Source organism: Marinobacter sp. 1-4A, assembly GCF_016597725.1.
GTDB lineage: Bacteria > Pseudomonadota > Gammaproteobacteria > Pseudomonadales > Oleiphilaceae > Marinobacter.
In genome coordinates, this window is the sequence record NZ_VCGY01000004.1 from 102,902 (window position 1) to 119,880 (window position 16,979).

The window sequence follows — 16,979 nt, forward strand, 5'->3', positions numbered from 1 at the left end:
TTCCATGCGTGCCGAGTTGTTTCCTCGCCCTGTCGTTACCAAAAAGCTGACCATTGTTCTTCTTTTGGCCCTTGCCGCCTCAGGCTGTAAAACCGAGAAAGATCCGGATCAACCAACAATCTTGGCTGCTACACCGGGAACCGCCTATCTGGGCGTTGAGTACTACTATAATTTTGGTGCCTACGGCGGAGAAGACATACTCGACTATTCTCTAACCAATAACCCGTCCTGGTTAGCCCTTGAAGACACCAGCAATAAGGCTCGACAGGGCATTATTATGCGTGGCGTGCCTGGCCTCAGCGGCGGCGCCCGTGGCGAAGCGGATCTTGGGAATTATGAAGACATTACGCTGGTGGGCACGGATGGCCGTATGGCTGGTTCGCAGCCCTTCGATATTGAGGTCAAATACAACGCTTTATCGCTGGAAGCCGAAACTTTCACCGAGGGTGCAGTATCACCTGAAATTCCAGACACACGCAGGGAGCGGTGTGAGTTGCCTGATCTGGAAGTGCCGGGAGAACATAGCTTTACAGTCAATACTTATGACGAAACCGGCGCAGTTAACGGTACCCGCGATCTTACACGGCCTACGCGTCCCGTTTTTGTAAAAGTATTGCTAGATCAGCCTTCGGTCACCCGGGTGGCGGTCGCGTTCGAGCTTACGTCGGATTTCGATGCAGCCAGTTGCGATGCTGGCTTTAGCGCTCCGCATCAGCGTTGTGAACACGGCAGAACCAACACAGGTGATGCCATTCCCGGGCAAGATATTGTGGCTTTGGGCAGCAATTCAACATTCGAAGATCTTCCTTACTTAACCTACGAAACAGATACCACAGGCGAGTATCCCGGTGTTTATACCGGTGGGGTTATTACCTTCGAGCCGGGGATAACCGAGTGCTATATTCGTTTGGAAGTTGTGGACGACACATTCCCCGAGCCCTCGGAAGCAGCTCGATTGAGCCTGACCGAAGTGAGAAGCGGCATCGCAGCGCTCGGGGAAACCAATGCAGGCGTCCGAACCGCGATAGTCATTGATGACAATGAGCCAAAAGTAAGCCTAGAGACGGTAAAGGGTGGAACGCGGGATGCGTTGAACGTCGGTGCTTCACAGACTTATGTTGCGCGTTTAACGGGAGACCGTGAGGGAACAATCCGGGCAAAATTGCGTCATTCCGAGGGCTCATCCGCACGGCTGGGTACTGAGTTCAGTACCAACCTGCCTGGAGATGAGCTGGTATTTGAGGAAGGCGTGGATGAGGTGAATTTTTCGGTTGTTATTGGCGATTCGGGTACAGGGCCTTATTTCAATGCCCAGCCTGATGATCGTTTCATCCTGTTGGGTCTGAACAACAGCTATCAGCTCGGACGGCAAAACTATGCCCGAGCAGAGGCCGATGAAATGCTCAGGGTTAGCATCAATGAACTAACATCTCCATTGGCTGTAGGCTCCGGAAGCGGCTTTGTCCCGACGGATATTGCGGTGGGCCATGCGGGTAAGATGTTTGTGGCCGGTTACGACCGTACAGACAATGACCGGGTTAAGGTGCGCATCTTTAATCAAAAAGGTGCTTTGCTACAGCAGCTCGATGTTTCATCCGCAGGGGACCAATTGTCGACACCGGCGCCGGTCATTGGTGTTGCTAGACGGGAAGTGGCAAAAGACAATGTTCGAACTATCCGCTTTGAGCTTGTGGTGGCCTACAGCACCGCTGATTCTGTCGAAGGTACTGCAGAAATTGGTGGTAACGACGTTGTTTCCTCTCTGTACTGGTATGACGAGGCGAGCAATGGTGGTGAGTATGTTGAAACTTGGACGGCCCGCACCGGCACCGAAGGCGACGACCTGGTTCGCTCAGCAGGAATAAACCCGGCAAGTGGATTTATCGTTATTGCTGGCGAAACCAATGGCCAATGGCCGGGGCAAACGTCTGCGGGTGGCTTCGATAGTTTTCTCCAGCGCATAGACTCTTTGCCTGAAGGTAACGGTTTTAAACCTTCAGTGGCTTGGACACGACAAGTGGGTTCCTCTGCTGATGACCGGGTGGCTGGTGCAAATGCGATAGGGGTGAGCCCTGTGTTATTTGGGTCTGCCCAAGGTGCAGTTAAAGGCGAGCCAGCGTTGGGTGGGGTGGATGCTTATTTTTATACCGCAGCATCCGCGGATAGTGACCTCACCGTGCGCCAGCGTGGTACAGAAGCGGATGAGCGGATTGCCAATGGTGTGGCGGAAGGAAGCACCCTGTGGTTGCTTGGTAACGGACTCAGTGAATACACCGTTGTTGAGCGCCAAGAAGAAAGTGAGGACGGGGATGACACTGGTAATGAAGAGGAAAGCCTGATTCTTACAAGTGAGCCTCGCTCCAGTCAGGGTGGTTTCGTCTTGGCCTATACCATAGGCGGAGAGATTATCCAGTCGTTTAACCTGAATGATGCAAGTGATGTCTCTAGCGAGCAGTTCGCAGCACTCAGTGACTTTTATGGCGACTTGGTAGCTGCAGGAGCTACTGACGGTGACTTTACCGGCTCTGCCGGGGTCAGTGGTACCAGCTCCGCTATCGCTGCCCGAGTGTCACTGACACCAGAGGCAGACCCTGATGCAGAAACCACAGTATTCCGCAATGAGTGGCGTTTCCAGTGGAATGCCGCCGATTCAGAAATCGCGCAACTCGCCAATTATCGGGACGATGAGGTTGTGGCTCTGGCTCGTAAGGGGGGGGATTGGGTAATACTTCTGCTCAGTCCAGAAGGCGCGCTGCTAACTCTTTAGTTAGCAGCAGGTTTTTATACGCTGCCTTGTTGCCCGCCAACGCTGGCGTATAGGCGCAAATAGTCAGTGCTGGTGACTATACCCGCGGGGTTGCCTTGATCTTCAACGACAAGAGCCGCATTTAGCTGGTGTGCCAGCATCAGCCGAGCGAGCTGGTGAGCGTCGGTTTCCGGAGAGGCAGTCAGGAACGCTGGTAACTCGATGTGGGTCAGGCTCTGTTCCATGGCGTTGGCGTTATGTTCATGAAGCCAGGCCAGAAGCCATTGTTGCGCAACGAGCCCGGCAACGTGTGTATCTGCAGTGACCACCAAATGATTAGCGCCATGTTCGTCCATCAAGCTTATAGCTTCGGCTACCGTAGCTGAAGCAGGCAAAGAGTAGAGTACCGGAGAGCAGATGGTGGAGACTGGCAAGTAAGGGCGTTGGTCTTTTCGCTCCCCTGACGCTGCAGCTCCGTACTCTTCCAGAGCGCGATGACGACCGGAACGAGCCGCCAGCTGAAACTCGGCATCTGTTGCTTCGCCGCGTTCAGGATTGATAGGTTGGCCCTCCGTCAGCTCACTGACATCACCCACGCGCCGCCCCCGAAACACCTCCGGTAATCTTGTTCCGACTGGGCGGCCTGGCTCGCTGACAAAAATAGACACTCGTCCTTCCCTCTGAAAAAGCACACCTATTTAACAACGTATCGGCGCAAGAGCTCAGACCATTAGTAGTAAATGATTACGAAGCAGCCACCTTTGGTTGATGCATGCGTCGCGTTGCCAATCGTCTGGCAAGCGATTCTGGCAACGCGGCGGGCTGGCCTGTGATTTGGTCTGCAACGAATTCTGCTAGCAAGGGAGCGTATGTTAAGCCCTTGCTGCCGAGGCCTGTTAAAAGATAGAGACCTTCTATCTCTCGTCCTTGAGCATCACTGTATTGCCCTGCAACAGGTTGATAGTCGTGGGTAGTGCAGCGAAACCCGACGCGGCCCGCAAGCTGTTCTGGAAGGTCGCCTTCTGCCAAGTCCGCCCCCAGCATCTGCGGCACCATGGCCGATAGCGCCAACATGTTTTCCCGGTGGCTTTCCGTTGTGGTCTCCGGCTCCTCGCTATGGAGATCAAAGGTCGCACCAATAACCCCTAACCGTTGACCTTGAAGGTTGTGAGCTGGGTTTAGGTAGCTGGCTCCGCAGATAACAGCGCGCGGACTGGCTGCAATAGCTTCTGGCAAGTGAGTGACTTGGCCGCGAATAGCTTTAAAGCGAAAGGTGCTCGAACTTGGAATGAGCTGGGGGCTTAAGTGGCCTGCACAGATCACAACCTGATCTGCAGTAAGCTTCGGATCATCGGCACTAGTTGTGGAAATGTGCCACTTACCATCGTAAGTTCTCAATTCGCGTACTGAGGAGTCCATTACTTTGTAAACGCCAGTGTGTGAGGCAAGTGATTTACAAAGCTCTTTGGGCTCAAGCCAGCCACTGCGGGGAAACCATAAGCCACCGGTCTCAAGGCGAGCACCCGTGAGAGTTTCAGCTTCTTCTTTTGGAACCGGCCGTAACAGTTCCCTTGGGTATTGGTTGCGCTCTACGAAACGGCGTTGCCGGTCCCGCTCACTGTCGCTCCAAGCGAGCTGCAATAGGCCTGTAGGGTGCCAAAATTGGCCACCGTAAGAGTCGTAGTAATGCTGGCTGAAAGTTAGAGCGGAGAGGGCAAGTTGCGTTTGGTGGTTAAACTCCACGCCGAGTTTTACATACATGGCGCCTTGAAGATTACCAGAGGCTGCTGAACCGGCCCCGGATGCAGCATCAATAAGAGTAACCTCATAGCCTCTTTGTGCAAGGTTGTCTGCCAGCATACAGCCCGCAATGCCAGCCCCAATAATTGCGATAGAAGTCGCAGGCTTATTGGGTATTGTAGGCTCGGTTATGGGGGCGCTGGCGGACTGAAAATAGCCGTAAAACGTAGCGGGTCTGTCCTCTGCACTGGTGCATGTCAGCAGACGAAAGCCGGCGGTTTCCAATACTTGCCTATGGTTATCTGCAATGCTTGTTATGGAAAGCGTGGTCCCCGGTTTACTGTGTTTACATATCTGTTGAATGGTCGCGTCTTGTATTGATTCTTGGTTAGTTGCCAGCACATTTCCTTGCAGAAACCACGCATCGGCTAAAAAGCAAAGCTCGTCCCACGCAGTGTTTAATTCCCCGAAGAACAAGGTCAGGCGAACTCTGCCATCAGCCAATACAAGGCGATGGGTGCCAGTAGTCAGTGGGGGGTAATGGGCAAGCAGTTGCCTAGAAAGATCGTCAAACTCAGGATAGCTCGAAAGCACACTCTCAAGATCTTTGCGGTTAAGTGGAGAGCTCTCTGCGGATATAAAATGGAGTGTAGCGGCATGTGATGGGCCAAACATTTGCCAGACTTGCCACGCGCCCAGAAAGTTCAGTCCTGCACCAAAACGGTTCTCAGCAATAACGAAGGAGCCTGCTTGCGGAACTTCGGTAAAGCGTGCGGGTAAGTCATTGGGGTTAATATGTGCGTGGAGGGGGCCCTCAGAACCCTTTGTAGGCGGGAAATAAGGGCCGCCATGTTTTGACGCCGGTATGCCATCACGCCAATGCAGTTCCGCTGGTTGAACTGCTGGCGGTTTTGGGGGGGATGTCATAATGGCGGCCTAGATTTGTGTGCTAGTCGATTAATGTAATGCTTTGAATGATCACCGGCTTTACCGGCACATCGGCCATTCCTCTAACACGAGCGGTTTTAACACCTGAAATCTTATCAGCTACGCCCATCCCCGCCGTAACTTTGCCGAAAACAGCGTAGCCCGCACCGCGAACACCTGCGTTCAAAAAATCGTTGTTTGCGACGTTTATAAAAAACTGCGAGGTGGCTGAGTCCGGCGCGTTGGTACGGGCCATGGCGATGGTGCCGCGAAAGTTAGGCAGGGTTTGTGATGCTTCGTTTTTAATAGCAGCACGGGGCTCCTTACGGGCCATGTTTTCTGTAAACCCTCCACCTTGAACCATGAATCCCGGTATAACTCGATGGAAAATTGTGCCATCAAAAAAACCGTCGCGTGCATATTGCAGGAAGTTCTCTACCGTTATTGGAGCAACATCCGGGCGAAGCTGCAGTTCGATTGTGCCTTCGTTGGTCAAAATGCGGACCTTGGGTAATACTTCACTTTGCTCATCCGCACCGGTTTGGGCGTGAGTTTGAAATGCCATAAATGACAAACCTATAACCATTAACAGGACTTGTATCACATTACTTGAGGAATTTACCGAATTTGTCATTGCGGGGCTCTCACTGTGTTATCGGAAGGTGTGTTACCTGTAATAATCAAACGAACTCAATTGTGCACTCGATCTTAACAAATTTGATACATTTTTCGGGACACCTGCCGTCGTAGAATGTATTGGTATCGACTAATCTCAATTGATAGCAATTAAGCTTGATTTAACTCGTCGGGCCAGATTGTACGGTAATCACTGTGTGAAAGGGGAGAAGCTTAGTGAGATTCCATAAAGGGTTTGAGGAAAAGTCACGGCTTGGGCGACTACTGGTTAATCGTGGCTATCTGACAGAGGATCAACTTGAAGAAGGCCTCAGATTACAACGTAATAGCGGCATACGTTTGGGTGAGGTGTTCGTTGCTGCAGGTTGGGTAACCGAGCGGGAACTCAACCGGGTATTGAAGCACCAGTCCCGCTATCGCAACGCTGCGGCTATGGTCACCATGGTCGCTCTTCCATTTCAGCCACTGGTTACATTTGCGGCGAGCAACGATGCCAGCGCGGCACAAGAAGTCGAAGCCGGGGAGCTTTTTGATCCGGCGGGTATGTCGCCGATGACAGAGGATGAACTATCATCGGTCACGGGGCAGGGAAACAATTCGTTGCTGGATCGAATAGGGCTGGTTGTCGGTTCTGAAAAGGACGGCGAACAGCTGCTTGAGCCAGATGTTATCGAAGGCCTGAAGCTCACCGCGAATGTTTTCTTTCCGGTACTGAACCTTCTGGATTCAGATTTTTCGATTAACGGTGTCCATTACCGTGAAGGAGAGCCAAGGTATGTAGTGGGTGAAGGCGGAAGAATAACTATGGCCTTCCCTGAGCGCATCGAAGAGATCCGTATGGATAATATTCGGGTCAGTGGAGGCGGAAGCCCATCCATGGGGAATGTCAGCATTCAGGACATTAGCTTCCACCCAGATTCCAGAATGACTATCTATACGCGATAAATAATTAGGCGCTGGCAAGCACCGTTCTGCTGGAGACTGTTGTTTGCTGGCCCTTGGCCCCATAAAGCTTTTGCTGGCCTGATGCGCCCCTGAAAATGTCCGTAAGGCGGGTCAATCGCTTTTGAAGATGATTGATAATGCGCCCATTGTTCTCGTTAAGCACATGACATTCCTTGAGCTTTAAATCGGCTTCCTGCCACAGGGCGTAGGCCTCATGAAGCCCGGCGCTACGGATAAAGCGCGAAGGATCTCCGCTATCAGGCCGAAACCCCATCGCTACTAGAACTCGAATTTTCTGCTTTGCGCGCTCCCGAACATCTCCGAGAATGGCGTTCTTTTCCCGAGTTAGTGCCTCAAGGGCTTTAGTGTCAGAGCCTGACAGACAGGTTTTTTCTTTCTTTAGAATATCCGCCAGATTTTCCAGCTGGCGGATATCCAGTAAAAGAAGGTTCTTCAGATCGTCAATTGCAGCCATGATTTACTCACCCAAAAATGCTTTCGTCCATATCAAGCATTTTCTGGGCCAGTTTTTCTGCATCAACTTTGTAGGTGCCGTTTTCGAGCGCAGATCGAATCTGCTCAATTCGCTCATCGTCCATTTCAGGATAGTCTCCCAGCTTTTGTTCAAGCTGTTTAAGATTCCTGGCCTGGCTGCTCAAATTAACGTTTTCACCGCGTGCGCTCTGAGCTTTCGCAGTCGTCTGCTCTGGGGCAGCCTGCTTGGGGCTCTGGTTGCCTGCGGACTTGTCGGCCGTGGTTCTCTGGGTGTTGACCTGGCCTTGGCCAATTCCATTTAAGTCAACTGACATATCAGTACCTGCTTTACAGTTAAGCCACACCTTAGTGGGCTGACTCGGGTTTATATCTACTTAACGGCTTGATGCCGACATACTTTAGGAGCAGATATCTGCTTTTTGTTAACATTACTTCACAAAGTTAAATGCTGTTGTTGGAAGCCCTAAGCGGCGGCACTTTTTTGCCAGCGGAAAAAAATTGCCGCGAGCTCGCGTTACATCGGCACCTCAACATGCCCGGGCGCGGTCACACTGGCTTTCACTGTGCGTGATGACGCAAGATTTTCCACTAACACTTGCTCCCCAATCGACGCGCTGGCTAAAGCCTTGCCTCGGGAGCGAACGGAAAAGGAGCCTCGACGGGCGGTGATAATAACATGATCGCCCTGGGCAACGGCGTCTGGCGCCTCCAGAAGATCGGGCGTGAGCACCGAGCCTGCATTGACGGGCCGACGTACAACCATGCCTTGAACCAACTCTGCATCGTTGATAATTCCTCGCCGGCTAGCATTCACTACAACGGAGCGGGTTTGCAGCATGTCACTGGTTACCCGTTCACCGCGACCAAGAGGGCGAGCCGCCACCAGCGCAGGGCCATTGATGGAAACAGTGGTTGTAACAAACATTCTCCAAGGGCGCTCGCCGCTGCAGGATACCTGAACTGATGGATGCTCGCTTTTCCAAGGGTCACCTGTGAATTCGACGTCTAGAGCAGAGGAGCAGGGAGCCAGTGCCAGCCTGCTGTCAATATTTCCAGCCTCATAAGTCACCTGATAACCTTTGTCTGCCTGCGCTCTGGCAAAGGTTTCAAGAAATGAACTCGTTGCTTCACGGATCTCGTCCGCCGTCGTTTTCGCCAGCACTGGGCTGGCCAAAGCCGATATGAGTGAGATCCATAATAAAAGCTGAGTGCGCATATGTGCTGGTTTGTCCTATGCTGTCAGTAATACGGCAAATATTCATCGAATATGCCTAAGGCTTACGACTAACTGGCCGTTAAACCGACATATTCGTTTGCGGATGACGTTATTACGTCACCTCAATAATTTACGATAAGTTACAGCAAAATGCGTGCCGGTACTTCCGGCCAATCAGGAGAGACTTCGATGGCAGGCGTATTAGACAGTGTAAACAAGCGTACGCAGCTGGTCGGGCAGAACCGTCTTGAACTTCTTCTTTTCCGCCTGCGCGGGCGCCAAATATACGGCATCAACGTTTTTAAGGTGAAAGAGGTGCTGCAATGCCCCAAGCTGTCTTCCATGCCGAACAGCCGGGCTGTAGTGCGCGGTGTCGCGCATACACGAGGCGAGACTATTCCGGTTATTGATTTGGGTATGGCGATTGGTCTGCCTGGCATCCCTCAGGAAGAGCTGCCTAGCAGCTTCGTTATCATTACCGAGTATAACCGTAAGACTCAGGGATTTCTGGTAACCGGTGTAGACCGTATCCTGAATATGAACTGGGAGGATATTCTTCCTCCGCCGAAGGGAGCAGGTAAGGATATTTACCTTACAGCTGTCACTAAAATTGATGACAAGCTGGCAGAGATCATCGATGTAGAGAAAATTCTCTCTGAAGTTTCTCCGCTTCGTGAGGATGTTACTGAAGCGATTTTGAGCAAGAGCGCAGAGAGGGTTCCAGGGCACCTACCGGTCCTTGTTGTGGATGACTCGGCAGTAGCACGCCGGCAGATCGAGAGGTGTCTCACCGCGATCGGTATGGAGGTGGTCACACGAAACGATGGTAAACAGGCTTTCGAGCATTTGAAAGAAATCACGGCAGACGGATCGAAAGCGACCGACCACTTTTCTCTGATTATCTCGGACGTGGAAATGCCCGAAATGGATGGGTACACACTGGTTACACGAATCAAAGGCGATCCCGCCCTCAGTGGTCTTTTTGTTATGCTCCACACTTCACTCAGCGGCGTATTCAACAAGGCGATGGTCAAGAAAGTTGGGGCGGATGATTTTATGGCGAAATTCAGCCCGGATGAACTCGCTGAACGAATCATGGAAATTATTGATCAGAACTGACATTTTATTCGCTGGGTAATCCACTTAGAACTGAGATCCAATGAAAGCGGAAATTACGCCACAGGAATATGAATCCTTTAAATCGTTCCTGCAGGATGCGTGTGGTATTTTGCTGGGCGATAACAAGCAATACCTCGTAAAAAGTCGGCTACGACGGATTCTGGAAGAGAACGACCTCAACTCGTTGGGGGAGCTGCTTGAGCTCCTTAAACGGCCGGGTAGGGGAAGCCTGAGGGAGGTGGTGATCGATGCAATGACCACGAACGAAACCCTCTGGTTCCGTGATAACCATCCGTTTCGCATCCTTCAGGAAAAACTGCTTCCTGAATTCGCGGCTCGTTCGCCTGCACCCCCTCTACGAATTTGGTCAGCTGCATGCTCCACCGGGCAGGAACCATACTCGGTTGGCATGATTGTGGATGAGTTCAGGCGCCAGAAACCCGGCAAGCTGCGGGATGTAAAGATAACAGCAACGGATATATCGCGAAGCGTACTCGAGGTTGCTCGGCGTGGAGAGTACGAGATGATTGCTATTGGAAGGGGGCTGTCGCCGGAGCGCCAGAAGCTGTTTTTTACGCCTTCTGCTAGCGGTGGTTGGCAGATTCGCCCGCAGATCAAGAGCATGGTGGAGTTCAAAGAGCTCAACCTCCTTGAGCGTTACATGCTTGGCAAGTTTGACATAGTAATGTGTCGCAACGTGCTGATTTACTTTTCCGCAGAGCTTAAAAAAGACATTCTTACTCGTATTCACGCAACGCTTAACCCCGGCGGCTATTTGATTTTAGGTGCCTCGGAGTCACTGAACGGTTTGCCGGACCTTTATGAAATGGTCCAGTGCCATCCGGGAATCATCTACAGGAAAAAATAATCAATGCCCTTTAACGTATGGGTGCTGGTTGCCGCTCAGGCGCTGGCCATGTGCACAGCGCCGTTCATTGTGTTTATCGGCAGTATTCAAGGGCGCTTGCTCGCTCCAGCACCGGAATACGCCACACTCCCCGTAGGCCTCGTCGTAGTCGGAACTGTTCTTGCGATTAAGCCTGCCACTTGGCTCATGGAAAGGCTAGGGCGTAAACGGGTAATGCTGCTGGGCGCATCGATGGGCGTACTCGCAGGTTTGCTTGGTGCTCTCGCGTCTTGGCTTGCGCTATTCCCGCTGCTGTGTGTAGCAGCAATTGTAGGCGGGTCGGGTTTGGCGGTGGTGCATCAGTACCGTTTCGCCGCCATGGAATCAGTGCCTGATAATATGGCAGGCTCGGCCGCTGCAAGAGTGCTGCTTGGCGGATTAATTGCTGCCTGGCTTGGGCCTGAAATTGCCACGCTTGGTAGCGGAGCGGGTACGGAGCACCCATTTCTCGCAAGTTGGTTGGGTCTTGCGGGTGTTCAGTTAGCGGCATTGTTAATACTGGGGGCAGGCTACCGGGCGCGCAGCGAGAGGGTGAGGGTGTCCCACGCTGGCGGTGGTAGGCCTTTGAGGGAAATTCTTGCCAACCCCCTAATATGCGTGGCTATCAGTTCGGCTGCTATCGGCTATGCAGTGATGAGCTTTATTATGACAGCAACGCCCCTAAGTATGACTGAAATGGCAGGTCATGATCTGGATGCGGCCAAGCGGGTTATTCAGCTTCACATAATGGCCATGTATCTTCCTTCGCTGATCAGTGGCTGGCTTACCCGGGTTATTGGCATACCGCTGATGATGGCTGCAGGGCTGTTAGCCTACCTTGGCTGTATTGTCTTGGCTGCCAGCGGTGTTAGCTTCCACCATTACCTCTCCGCTCTGTTGCTGTTAGGTGTAGGTTGGAACTTCCTATTTGTGGGTGGCACCACCCTGTTGCCGCGCGGCTATACCGAGGCTGAGCGCTTTAGGGTGCAGGGCCTCAACGATATATTCGTGTTTGGTTCTCAGGCCACAGCGGCTTTATCGGCCGGTGTGGTTCTTTCCTGGTTAGGCTGGGCTTCATTGGTGATGGTTGCTGTACCCTTCGTCATTGTCCATGGAATCCTGATGGCCGTTTGGCTGACGCGGAGGGAAGGACAAAGCCGAGAGCCTGCGTAGTCTTGTCATTTTCCGCTTTCTGTAAATTTCGTAACCCATCTGTTATCCCCGCTTTAGCCGCGTGCTGCTAACGTCACTGTTGCATCCACATTATATGGAAACAGGGAGTTGCGGTTTATGAGCAGGATTTTTCGGCGTCTTCCCCGAGTATTTGCCTTGGCCAGTTGCGCACTTTTGGTGAGCTTCGCCGCTTTTGCACAAGAGCTTCGGATAACCGATTTGTCCCCAGACAATAAAGACTCTGTTCTCGATAGAAAAACCTTCTTGATAACCGCAAAAGGCCTAAGTGAAGAAGCCGCAAAACCAATGCTTAATGGTCAAGAGATTCCGCCATCCCAAGTGAGCCGAATGCCCGGTGCCATAAGTGTTTCGTTGGAGGGCAACGACTACAGTAGCGGCGCGCTCTGGATTGAGCAGGGTAAAGCAGTGAGCAACGCTGTTTGGCTTAGTCTGGCGGGGAGCTATGTAGTAGCAGCCACTGAGGATGAGGTTGCCGAAAATATGGATGGTTTAACCACTTATGTAGACCTCGTTAGCGTGATTATTGAAGAGAGTCACAACGGTGCGGAAGAAGCTGCAAAACTTGCAGAAAAGTTTGGTGCAAGCATTGTAGGTGCAATTCCACCTTTAAACACCTATCAGCTTCGCTTGCCTGTCAGCAATCTCACTGAAAGGGATGCGTTGATTCTTCGGTTAGGCAATGAGGTGAGCGTTGATGCTGTTGTTATCGAAGAAACCAGCGCTGAAAGCCAGCCTAAGCCACAGGAGCGGGATCAATCCGGTTCGCCTAGCACTTCCGCATCCAACCAGAAAGAATGGACAGCAAATCGCTTTTTGGATGCTGTGAATTACTACACGCGGCGCATGAGCTCTGAAGACGAGCCGGTGAAAACACACCCGATCCGTGTAGGTGTAATAGAGCGCGATGTGGATTTTGACGCACCGGATTTCAGTGATTACTTAGGAAACTGTCGCGCAGAGAAAAATCGTACTTGCGTGTATGCCCGAGATGCTCAACAACCCGAGGATCACGGCTCTACCGTAACAGGCATTTTGGCAGCTGGCTGGAATAACGGAGGCAATTCGGGATTTCTGAGCGGGCTAAACAAGGCCAATCCCGGATTCGATGTTATCGTTGACCGAGGCTCCGATGCAGGCATCACAGCCAATGTGGCTGCGTCGGTAAACCTTGTTCAAGACGGTGTGCGTGTACTCAACTGGAGCTGGGGTATCCACCGCATTGGCGCAGTCAGTGTTGAGGGCGAGGAAGTGGACTCGTTGGTTCGTTCAGGCCTCGCCATGAATGGCTATGAAGAGCTTCTGGAAGAGTTCTTTCTTTGGCTAAGGCGAGAGCATCCCGATGTCGTTGTGGTTAACTCTGCAGGAAACGCATCCTCATACTCTAGCCGGGATGAGTACCGATTGCCGTCGTCGTTCGTCACTGAACAGCTGTTTGTTGTGGGTGGACATGAGCTGAGCAAAGAGAAAGGGCTGAGTGTGGATGATCCCGGTTATGCAAACAAACGTAAAGCCTCCAATATCGACATGCGCGTTGATGTTACCGCTGCGGCTTGTGCGCGTGGTTCAACGGCAGAGTCTGGCAAGCAGGGTAGAGTCCATTGCGGTACATCCTACGCAACCCCGCTGGTAACAGGGTTGCTTGCTGCGATGATGTCGGTCGATCCTCAGCTAACGCCAGAGCAGTTGCGTATGCTTTTGCGTCGAAGCGCTATGACAATAGGCGAAGAGTATGATTTCGAGCCTGTTGATGCTGACGATCTTACATCACCGATTTTGCCTTCAGAGCGTGGTAATAATTTGAACGATCCCGACGTTGGCCACTCTGCGAGGTTAGATATGCAGGAAGCTTTGCACCTTACGGTGCAAAGCCTCGATAGAGCTAGGTGATAGAGTTGAGCGTATTCACATTGCCAATAATAGAGAGCGCTTTATGATAGTTTTCCGCAATACGGTGAGCTTATGTTTCACCCTTTCATGTATGTTGCTGTTGGCGGGTTGTACCGGCGTGCCCAAGGGTATTGAGCCAGTGACTGGGTTGAATGCGGATCGATATTTAGGCAAGTGGTACGAAATTGCACGGCTGGACCATTCTTTCGAGGAGGGACTTAGCCGTGTAACGGCGGAATACGAGCTGCAGGATGACAGAAGCATAAAAGTAACCAACAGAGGGTACGATGCCGAGGCTGGAGAGTGGAGCATCGCTGAGGGAAGAGCCGTGTTCGTGGATGGCGAGAGCACGGGGCATCTTAAGGTGTCATTTTTCGGCCCGTTCTATGCGTCTTATGTGATTTTCGAGCTGGACATAGACGAATATCAGTATGCTTTCATTACCGGTTACAACCGTGACTATTTGTGGTTTCTTTCAAGAGCACCCGATGTGAATGATGAAGAGATTGCCCGATTTAAAAGCGTGGCTCAACGTGCGGGCTTTGATCTTGAAGAGCTTGTTATGGTTGACCATAGTCCAGTTAACTAAAGCTCCGTTAAAAGGGCAGGTGGCCAGTTTTTACCCATATGATGGTCTCTTGATCTACAAACGGATGGTGCTGGCTTAAGTGGGGACTTCTTATCCAAGTGTCCTTAGGGTAGCGCCCGTGCTCATCACAGAACTCTCCTGAAAGAACGAATATTTCTTCTCCTCCAAAGTGCCTGTGGGGCTGAAATTTCTCATTGGCTGGCCACTTAACGAGAGCAACATGTTCATGCTCAAATTCATGTAGCGGCATAACTTTGAGGCCGCCAATTCCAGGTAGCCAAGGGGTGCTATTTGTATCTAGTCGCACAACGGATGAATCTTGTTCGCTGAACTGATGCAGTTTTACCAACAGGGTGCAGCCGGGTTTACTGAATGGTGAGTGCCCACTTCCGGGCGGATTTCTCAAGTAGGTGCCAGCAGGATAGTCGCCGGTCTCATCTGAAAATACACCCTCAAGAACCAGTATTTCTTCTCCAAGAGGGTGTTCGTGTCGGCTAAACGAGGCGCCGGGCTCATAGCGCACAACACTGGTAGCGTGCCCACGCTCGGCATCCTCTCTCGCAAGGGGCTTTCGCGCGACACCGCTGGCTGGGCTGGGAAGCCATTCCTGTTCGCTGGTGCGGATGACCACCCTCTGGTCAAAATCCATGTTCAGCATCATGAGCCTCTACACAATAGGTTGAGCCAACGAGTACGACGCAGTTGTGCAAGTGGATGCATAGGTTACAGGCTACTTTATTAACATTTGAACATCGCGGAAGGCTGCGTGTTTGCAGTGTCGCATCCATTCGAACGCCACCATTTCAAGAGTGACAATACGTGCGCCGCTGTCACTGAGCCGATCAAGAGCTACATCCCGATCGAACTCGTTCCGCGACCCAGTAGCATCCGCTACTACCCAAACCTTATAACCCGCATCAATCAAGCTGAGAGCCGTTTGCATCATGCAAACATGGGTTTCGCAGCCAGCAATTACTATATGTTGCCGACCTTCGGGCAGGTGTTCAACCAGCCCATCCGGGCAAGCGTCGAAATGATGCTTTGCCAGCGTTTGGTGGCAAAGTTCTTTCACTGCCTCCACGTTTGGTCCCAGTTTTTCAGGTAGTTGCTCGGTGGCTAGAACGGGTATATCCAAAAGCCCGGCAATAGTGGCGAGGGTCACGCACCGGCTCACAACGTCTTGGCCGTGAGATATTGCTGGCATCAACCTTTCCTGAACATCGATCAGCAGCAAAGTGGATTGTTCGGATTTCATAAGCATGGGCAGTCTCCAGATCGGGTTAACCTGTTGAACAGATTAGAAATGCCATGGTACTCGTAACCTGAGTAGCAAGCACCTTACAGACTATTATTGGCATAAACCGGATATTTTGCCGGGATTTGTCCTAGAAGAGTTGCCAAGCGCGGCCAAAACCATTAAAGTTTGCGCCCTCAAATGAGCGACGATATTGCTGATTTGAAACAGGTTATTGGAGAGGTGGCCGAGTGGCTGAAGGCGCACGCCTGGAAAGTGTGTAAACGTTAATAGCGTTTCGAGGGTTCGAATCCCTCTCTCTCCGCCAAATTAAACCCCAGCAGGAATGCTGGGGTTTTTTATTGGGCGCAATACCCGCCTTCATGGATACTTTAGCGCCGGGGTGCGTCCGAACACGTCTTTGTGTCAAAGCCACTTCTTGGCTTCTGTAATCACTGTACGCATTCTGTTCTGCAAAGACTGCTCGCGCCGAACTACAAGGTAAAGGGTCTCATTTATCGGTTCCGGCAGTCGGTGGCTTTTAATGGATTGTGGACGGTTGAAGGCCTCAACTGCGTACGCTGGCAATACGGTAAATCCCAATCCCATGCTCACCGGTTCTAAAATCAACCCAATCTGGTTCGAGAAACCTTTCTTTTTAAACAGATTGCTGTGCTGAAACTGAGGGAAGTTTGCACTAAGCAGCATGTTGGCGTGATGAGCGCCATCGGGGTGGTCTATAAACCCTAGCTCTGTTAGCGCGTCCCAACTTGGCTCAACGACATTCGCAGGAGTGACAAGAAGCAAGGGTTCATGCGCAATTTGTTGGCAGCTCACTTTCTCAAGGGTTGAGGCACTGGTCATGAAGCCAATATCGGATTTGTAGTCTGCTATCGCATTTTCAACATCCGTGTTTGGTGCAAATCTGTAGTCAATGACCAGTTCAGGGTGCTGGATCTGCAACTCAAGAAGATGTGGGTAGAGCTTTAGGCCGATGCTTCCTGGCGACATTACCCTTACTAGCCCCTTGTGTGGGGGATCATCAGCTATTCGTTGATCAAGGCTCGACAGCGCTTGAATGAGCGTTCGCCCTTCAGCGTATAGGCGTTCGCCTGCATCTGTGAGTGAAAACTGCTTACCTTCCCTCAGTAGTAGCGCCACTCCTAATTGATCCTCTAGCTTCCGAATATGCTGGCTTACGCCAGATTGGGTCATGTGGAGGCGCTCAGCTGTGCGAGTGAAGTGGCCTGTTTCAACCAGAGTGCAGAAACTGCGTAGCCAAGTGGTGTTTATCATTATAAAATGTACTCATAACGATGACAATTGATAATTTTACGTAATCTTTCTCTGTTTGTAACCTGATGC

Annotated in this window: 16 protein-coding genes and 1 tRNA gene; 8 read left to right on the forward strand and 9 right to left on the reverse strand. The window is 51.6% G+C overall.

The window, feature by feature from the left end; all coding sequences use genetic code 11:
• Positions 1–4: 4 nt before the first annotated feature.
• Positions 5–2,767, forward strand: coding sequence for a Calx-beta domain-containing protein (locus tag FE845_RS10285; RefSeq protein ID WP_200364192.1), 2,763 nt, complete (start codon positions 5–7; stop codon positions 2,765–2,767).
• A gap of 14 nt (positions 2,768–2,781) precedes the next feature.
• On the opposite strand, the gene FE845_RS18820 is transcribed toward FE845_RS10285, so the two are convergent.
• From FE845_RS18820 to FE845_RS10300, 3 genes are all read right to left on the reverse strand, one after another.
• Positions 2,782–3,414: a CBS domain-containing protein gene (locus tag FE845_RS18820; protein ID WP_200364194.1), complete on the reverse strand. Its 633-nt coding sequence runs from the start codon at positions 3,412–3,414 to the stop codon at positions 2,782–2,784.
• A gap of 76 nt (positions 3,415–3,490) precedes the next feature.
• Positions 3,491–5,413, reverse strand: coding sequence for an FAD-dependent 5-carboxymethylaminomethyl-2-thiouridine(34) oxidoreductase MnmC (gene mnmC, locus FE845_RS10295; RefSeq protein WP_200364196.1), 1,923 nt, complete (start codon positions 5,411–5,413; stop codon positions 3,491–3,493).
• 22 nt (positions 5,414–5,435) lie between these two features.
• The gene (locus tag FE845_RS10300) at positions 5,436–5,978 is read right to left on the reverse strand and encodes a peptidylprolyl isomerase (protein WP_227714258.1); all 543 of its coding nucleotides are present in this window, start codon (positions 5,976–5,978) and stop codon (positions 5,436–5,438) included.
• A gap of 287 nt (positions 5,979–6,265) precedes the next feature.
• Here FE845_RS10300 and FE845_RS10305 point away from each other — a divergent pair, with 287 nt between their 5' ends.
• A complete protein-coding gene (locus FE845_RS10305) occupies positions 6,266–6,994 on the forward strand; it encodes a pilus assembly protein PilB (protein WP_200364200.1) in 729 nt (242 codons plus the stop codon).
• 4 nt (positions 6,995–6,998) lie between these two features.
• Here FE845_RS10305 and FE845_RS10310 read toward each other — a convergent pair whose 3' ends face one another.
• The 3 genes from FE845_RS10310 to flgA all read right to left on the reverse strand — a co-directional run bounded on the left by FE845_RS10310 (position 6,999) and on the right by flgA (position 8,705).
• Positions 6,999–7,469 carry a flagella synthesis protein FlgN gene (locus FE845_RS10310; protein WP_200364202.1) on the reverse strand — a complete coding sequence of 157 codons (471 nt, stop codon included), beginning with the start codon at positions 7,467–7,469 and terminating at the stop codon, positions 6,999–7,001.
• A 7-nt stretch (positions 7,470–7,476) separates the two neighbouring features.
• Complete coding sequence (gene flgM / locus FE845_RS10315; protein ID WP_200364204.1) at positions 7,477–7,803, reverse strand: flagellar biosynthesis anti-sigma factor FlgM; 327 nt, start codon at positions 7,801–7,803, stop codon at positions 7,477–7,479.
• Positions 7,804–8,003: 200 nt separating this feature from the next.
• The gene (gene flgA, locus FE845_RS10320; protein WP_200364206.1) at positions 8,004–8,705 is read right to left on the reverse strand and encodes a flagellar basal body P-ring formation chaperone FlgA; all 702 of its coding nucleotides are present in this window, start codon (positions 8,703–8,705) and stop codon (positions 8,004–8,006) included.
• A 189-nt stretch (positions 8,706–8,894) separates the two neighbouring features.
• Here flgA and FE845_RS10325 point away from each other — a divergent pair, with 189 nt between their 5' ends.
• From FE845_RS10325 to FE845_RS10345, 5 genes are all read left to right on the forward strand, one after another.
• Positions 8,895–9,824: a chemotaxis protein CheV gene (locus tag FE845_RS10325; RefSeq protein WP_200364208.1), complete on the forward strand. Its 930-nt coding sequence runs from the start codon at positions 8,895–8,897 to the stop codon at positions 9,822–9,824.
• A gap of 40 nt (positions 9,825–9,864) precedes the next feature.
• Positions 9,865–10,692: a CheR family methyltransferase gene (locus FE845_RS10330; RefSeq protein ID WP_200364210.1), complete on the forward strand. Its 828-nt coding sequence runs from the start codon at positions 9,865–9,867 to the stop codon at positions 10,690–10,692.
• A gap of 3 nt (positions 10,693–10,695) precedes the next feature.
• Positions 10,696–11,883 (forward strand): MFS transporter, encoded by a 1,188-nt coding sequence (locus tag FE845_RS10335; RefSeq protein WP_200364212.1) that lies wholly within the window; start codon positions 10,696–10,698, stop codon positions 11,881–11,883.
• 117 nt (positions 11,884–12,000) lie between these two features.
• Positions 12,001–13,791, forward strand: a complete 1,791-nt coding sequence (locus tag FE845_RS10340; protein ID WP_200364214.1) for a S8/S53 family peptidase — start codon at positions 12,001–12,003, stop codon at positions 13,789–13,791.
• A 43-nt stretch (positions 13,792–13,834) separates the two neighbouring features.
• Complete coding sequence (locus tag FE845_RS10345; protein WP_200364230.1) at positions 13,835–14,380, forward strand: lipocalin family protein; 546 nt, start codon at positions 13,835–13,837, stop codon at positions 14,378–14,380.
• Positions 14,381–14,387: 7 nt separating this feature from the next.
• Here FE845_RS10345 and FE845_RS10350 read toward each other — a convergent pair whose 3' ends face one another.
• Positions 14,388–15,038, reverse strand: a complete 651-nt coding sequence (locus tag FE845_RS10350; RefSeq protein WP_200364725.1) for a cupin domain-containing protein — start codon at positions 15,036–15,038, stop codon at positions 14,388–14,390.
• A 72-nt stretch (positions 15,039–15,110) separates the two neighbouring features.
• The gene (locus FE845_RS10355; protein WP_200364232.1) at positions 15,111–15,641 is read right to left on the reverse strand and encodes an isochorismatase family protein; all 531 of its coding nucleotides are present in this window, start codon (positions 15,639–15,641) and stop codon (positions 15,111–15,113) included.
• A gap of 210 nt (positions 15,642–15,851) precedes the next feature.
• On the opposite strand from FE845_RS10355, the gene FE845_RS10360 reads away from it, so the two are divergent.
• Positions 15,852–15,942: transfer RNA gene (locus FE845_RS10360), tRNA-Ser, on the forward strand.
• 98 nt (positions 15,943–16,040) lie between these two features.
• On the opposite strand, the gene FE845_RS10365 is transcribed toward FE845_RS10360, so the two are convergent.
• The gene (locus FE845_RS10365) at positions 16,041–16,910 is read right to left on the reverse strand and encodes a LysR family transcriptional regulator (RefSeq protein ID WP_200364234.1); all 870 of its coding nucleotides are present in this window, start codon (positions 16,908–16,910) and stop codon (positions 16,041–16,043) included.
• Between the last annotated feature and the right edge of the window lie 69 nt (positions 16,911–16,979).

Excerpts from the sequence above, each read along its gene's own strand:
- FE845_RS10330 (WP_200364210.1), top strand. The coding sequence starts at position 9,865 with ATGAAAGCGGAAATTACGCCACAGGAATATGAATCCTTTAAATCGTTC.
- FE845_RS10335 (WP_200364212.1), top strand. The coding sequence starts at position 10,696 with ATGCCCTTTAACGTATGGGTGCTGGTTGCCGCTCAGGCGCTGGCCATG.
- FE845_RS10355 (WP_200364232.1), bottom strand. The coding sequence starts at position 15,641 with ATGCTTATGAAATCCGAACAATCCACTTTGCTGCTGATCGATGTTCAG.
- flgM (WP_200364204.1), bottom strand. The coding sequence starts at position 7,803 with ATGTCAGTTGACTTAAATGGAATTGGCCAAGGCCAGGTCAACACCCAG.
- FE845_RS10300 (WP_227714258.1), bottom strand. The coding sequence starts at position 5,978 with ATGGCATTTCAAACTCACGCCCAAACCGGTGCGGATGAGCAAAGTGAA.
- FE845_RS10310 (WP_200364202.1), bottom strand. The coding sequence starts at position 7,469 with ATGGCTGCAATTGACGATCTGAAGAACCTTCTTTTACTGGATATCCGC.
- mnmC (WP_200364196.1), bottom strand. The coding sequence starts at position 5,413 with ATGACATCCCCCCCAAAACCGCCAGCAGTTCAACCAGCGGAACTGCAT.
- FE845_RS10285 (WP_200364192.1), top strand. The coding sequence starts at position 5 with ATGCGTGCCGAGTTGTTTCCTCGCCCTGTCGTTACCAAAAAGCTGACC.
- FE845_RS10365 (WP_200364234.1), bottom strand. The coding sequence starts at position 16,910 with ATGATAAACACCACTTGGCTACGCAGTTTCTGCACTCTGGTTGAAACA.
- FE845_RS10345 (WP_200364230.1), top strand. The coding sequence starts at position 13,835 with ATGATAGTTTTCCGCAATACGGTGAGCTTATGTTTCACCCTTTCATGT.
- FE845_RS10340 (WP_200364214.1), top strand. The coding sequence starts at position 12,001 with ATGAGCAGGATTTTTCGGCGTCTTCCCCGAGTATTTGCCTTGGCCAGT.
- FE845_RS10325 (WP_200364208.1), top strand. The coding sequence starts at position 8,895 with ATGGCAGGCGTATTAGACAGTGTAAACAAGCGTACGCAGCTGGTCGGG.
- FE845_RS10350 (WP_200364725.1), bottom strand. The coding sequence starts at position 15,038 with ATGCTGAACATGGATTTTGACCAGAGGGTGGTCATCCGCACCAGCGAA.
- flgA (WP_200364206.1), bottom strand. The coding sequence starts at position 8,705 with ATGCGCACTCAGCTTTTATTATGGATCTCACTCATATCGGCTTTGGCC.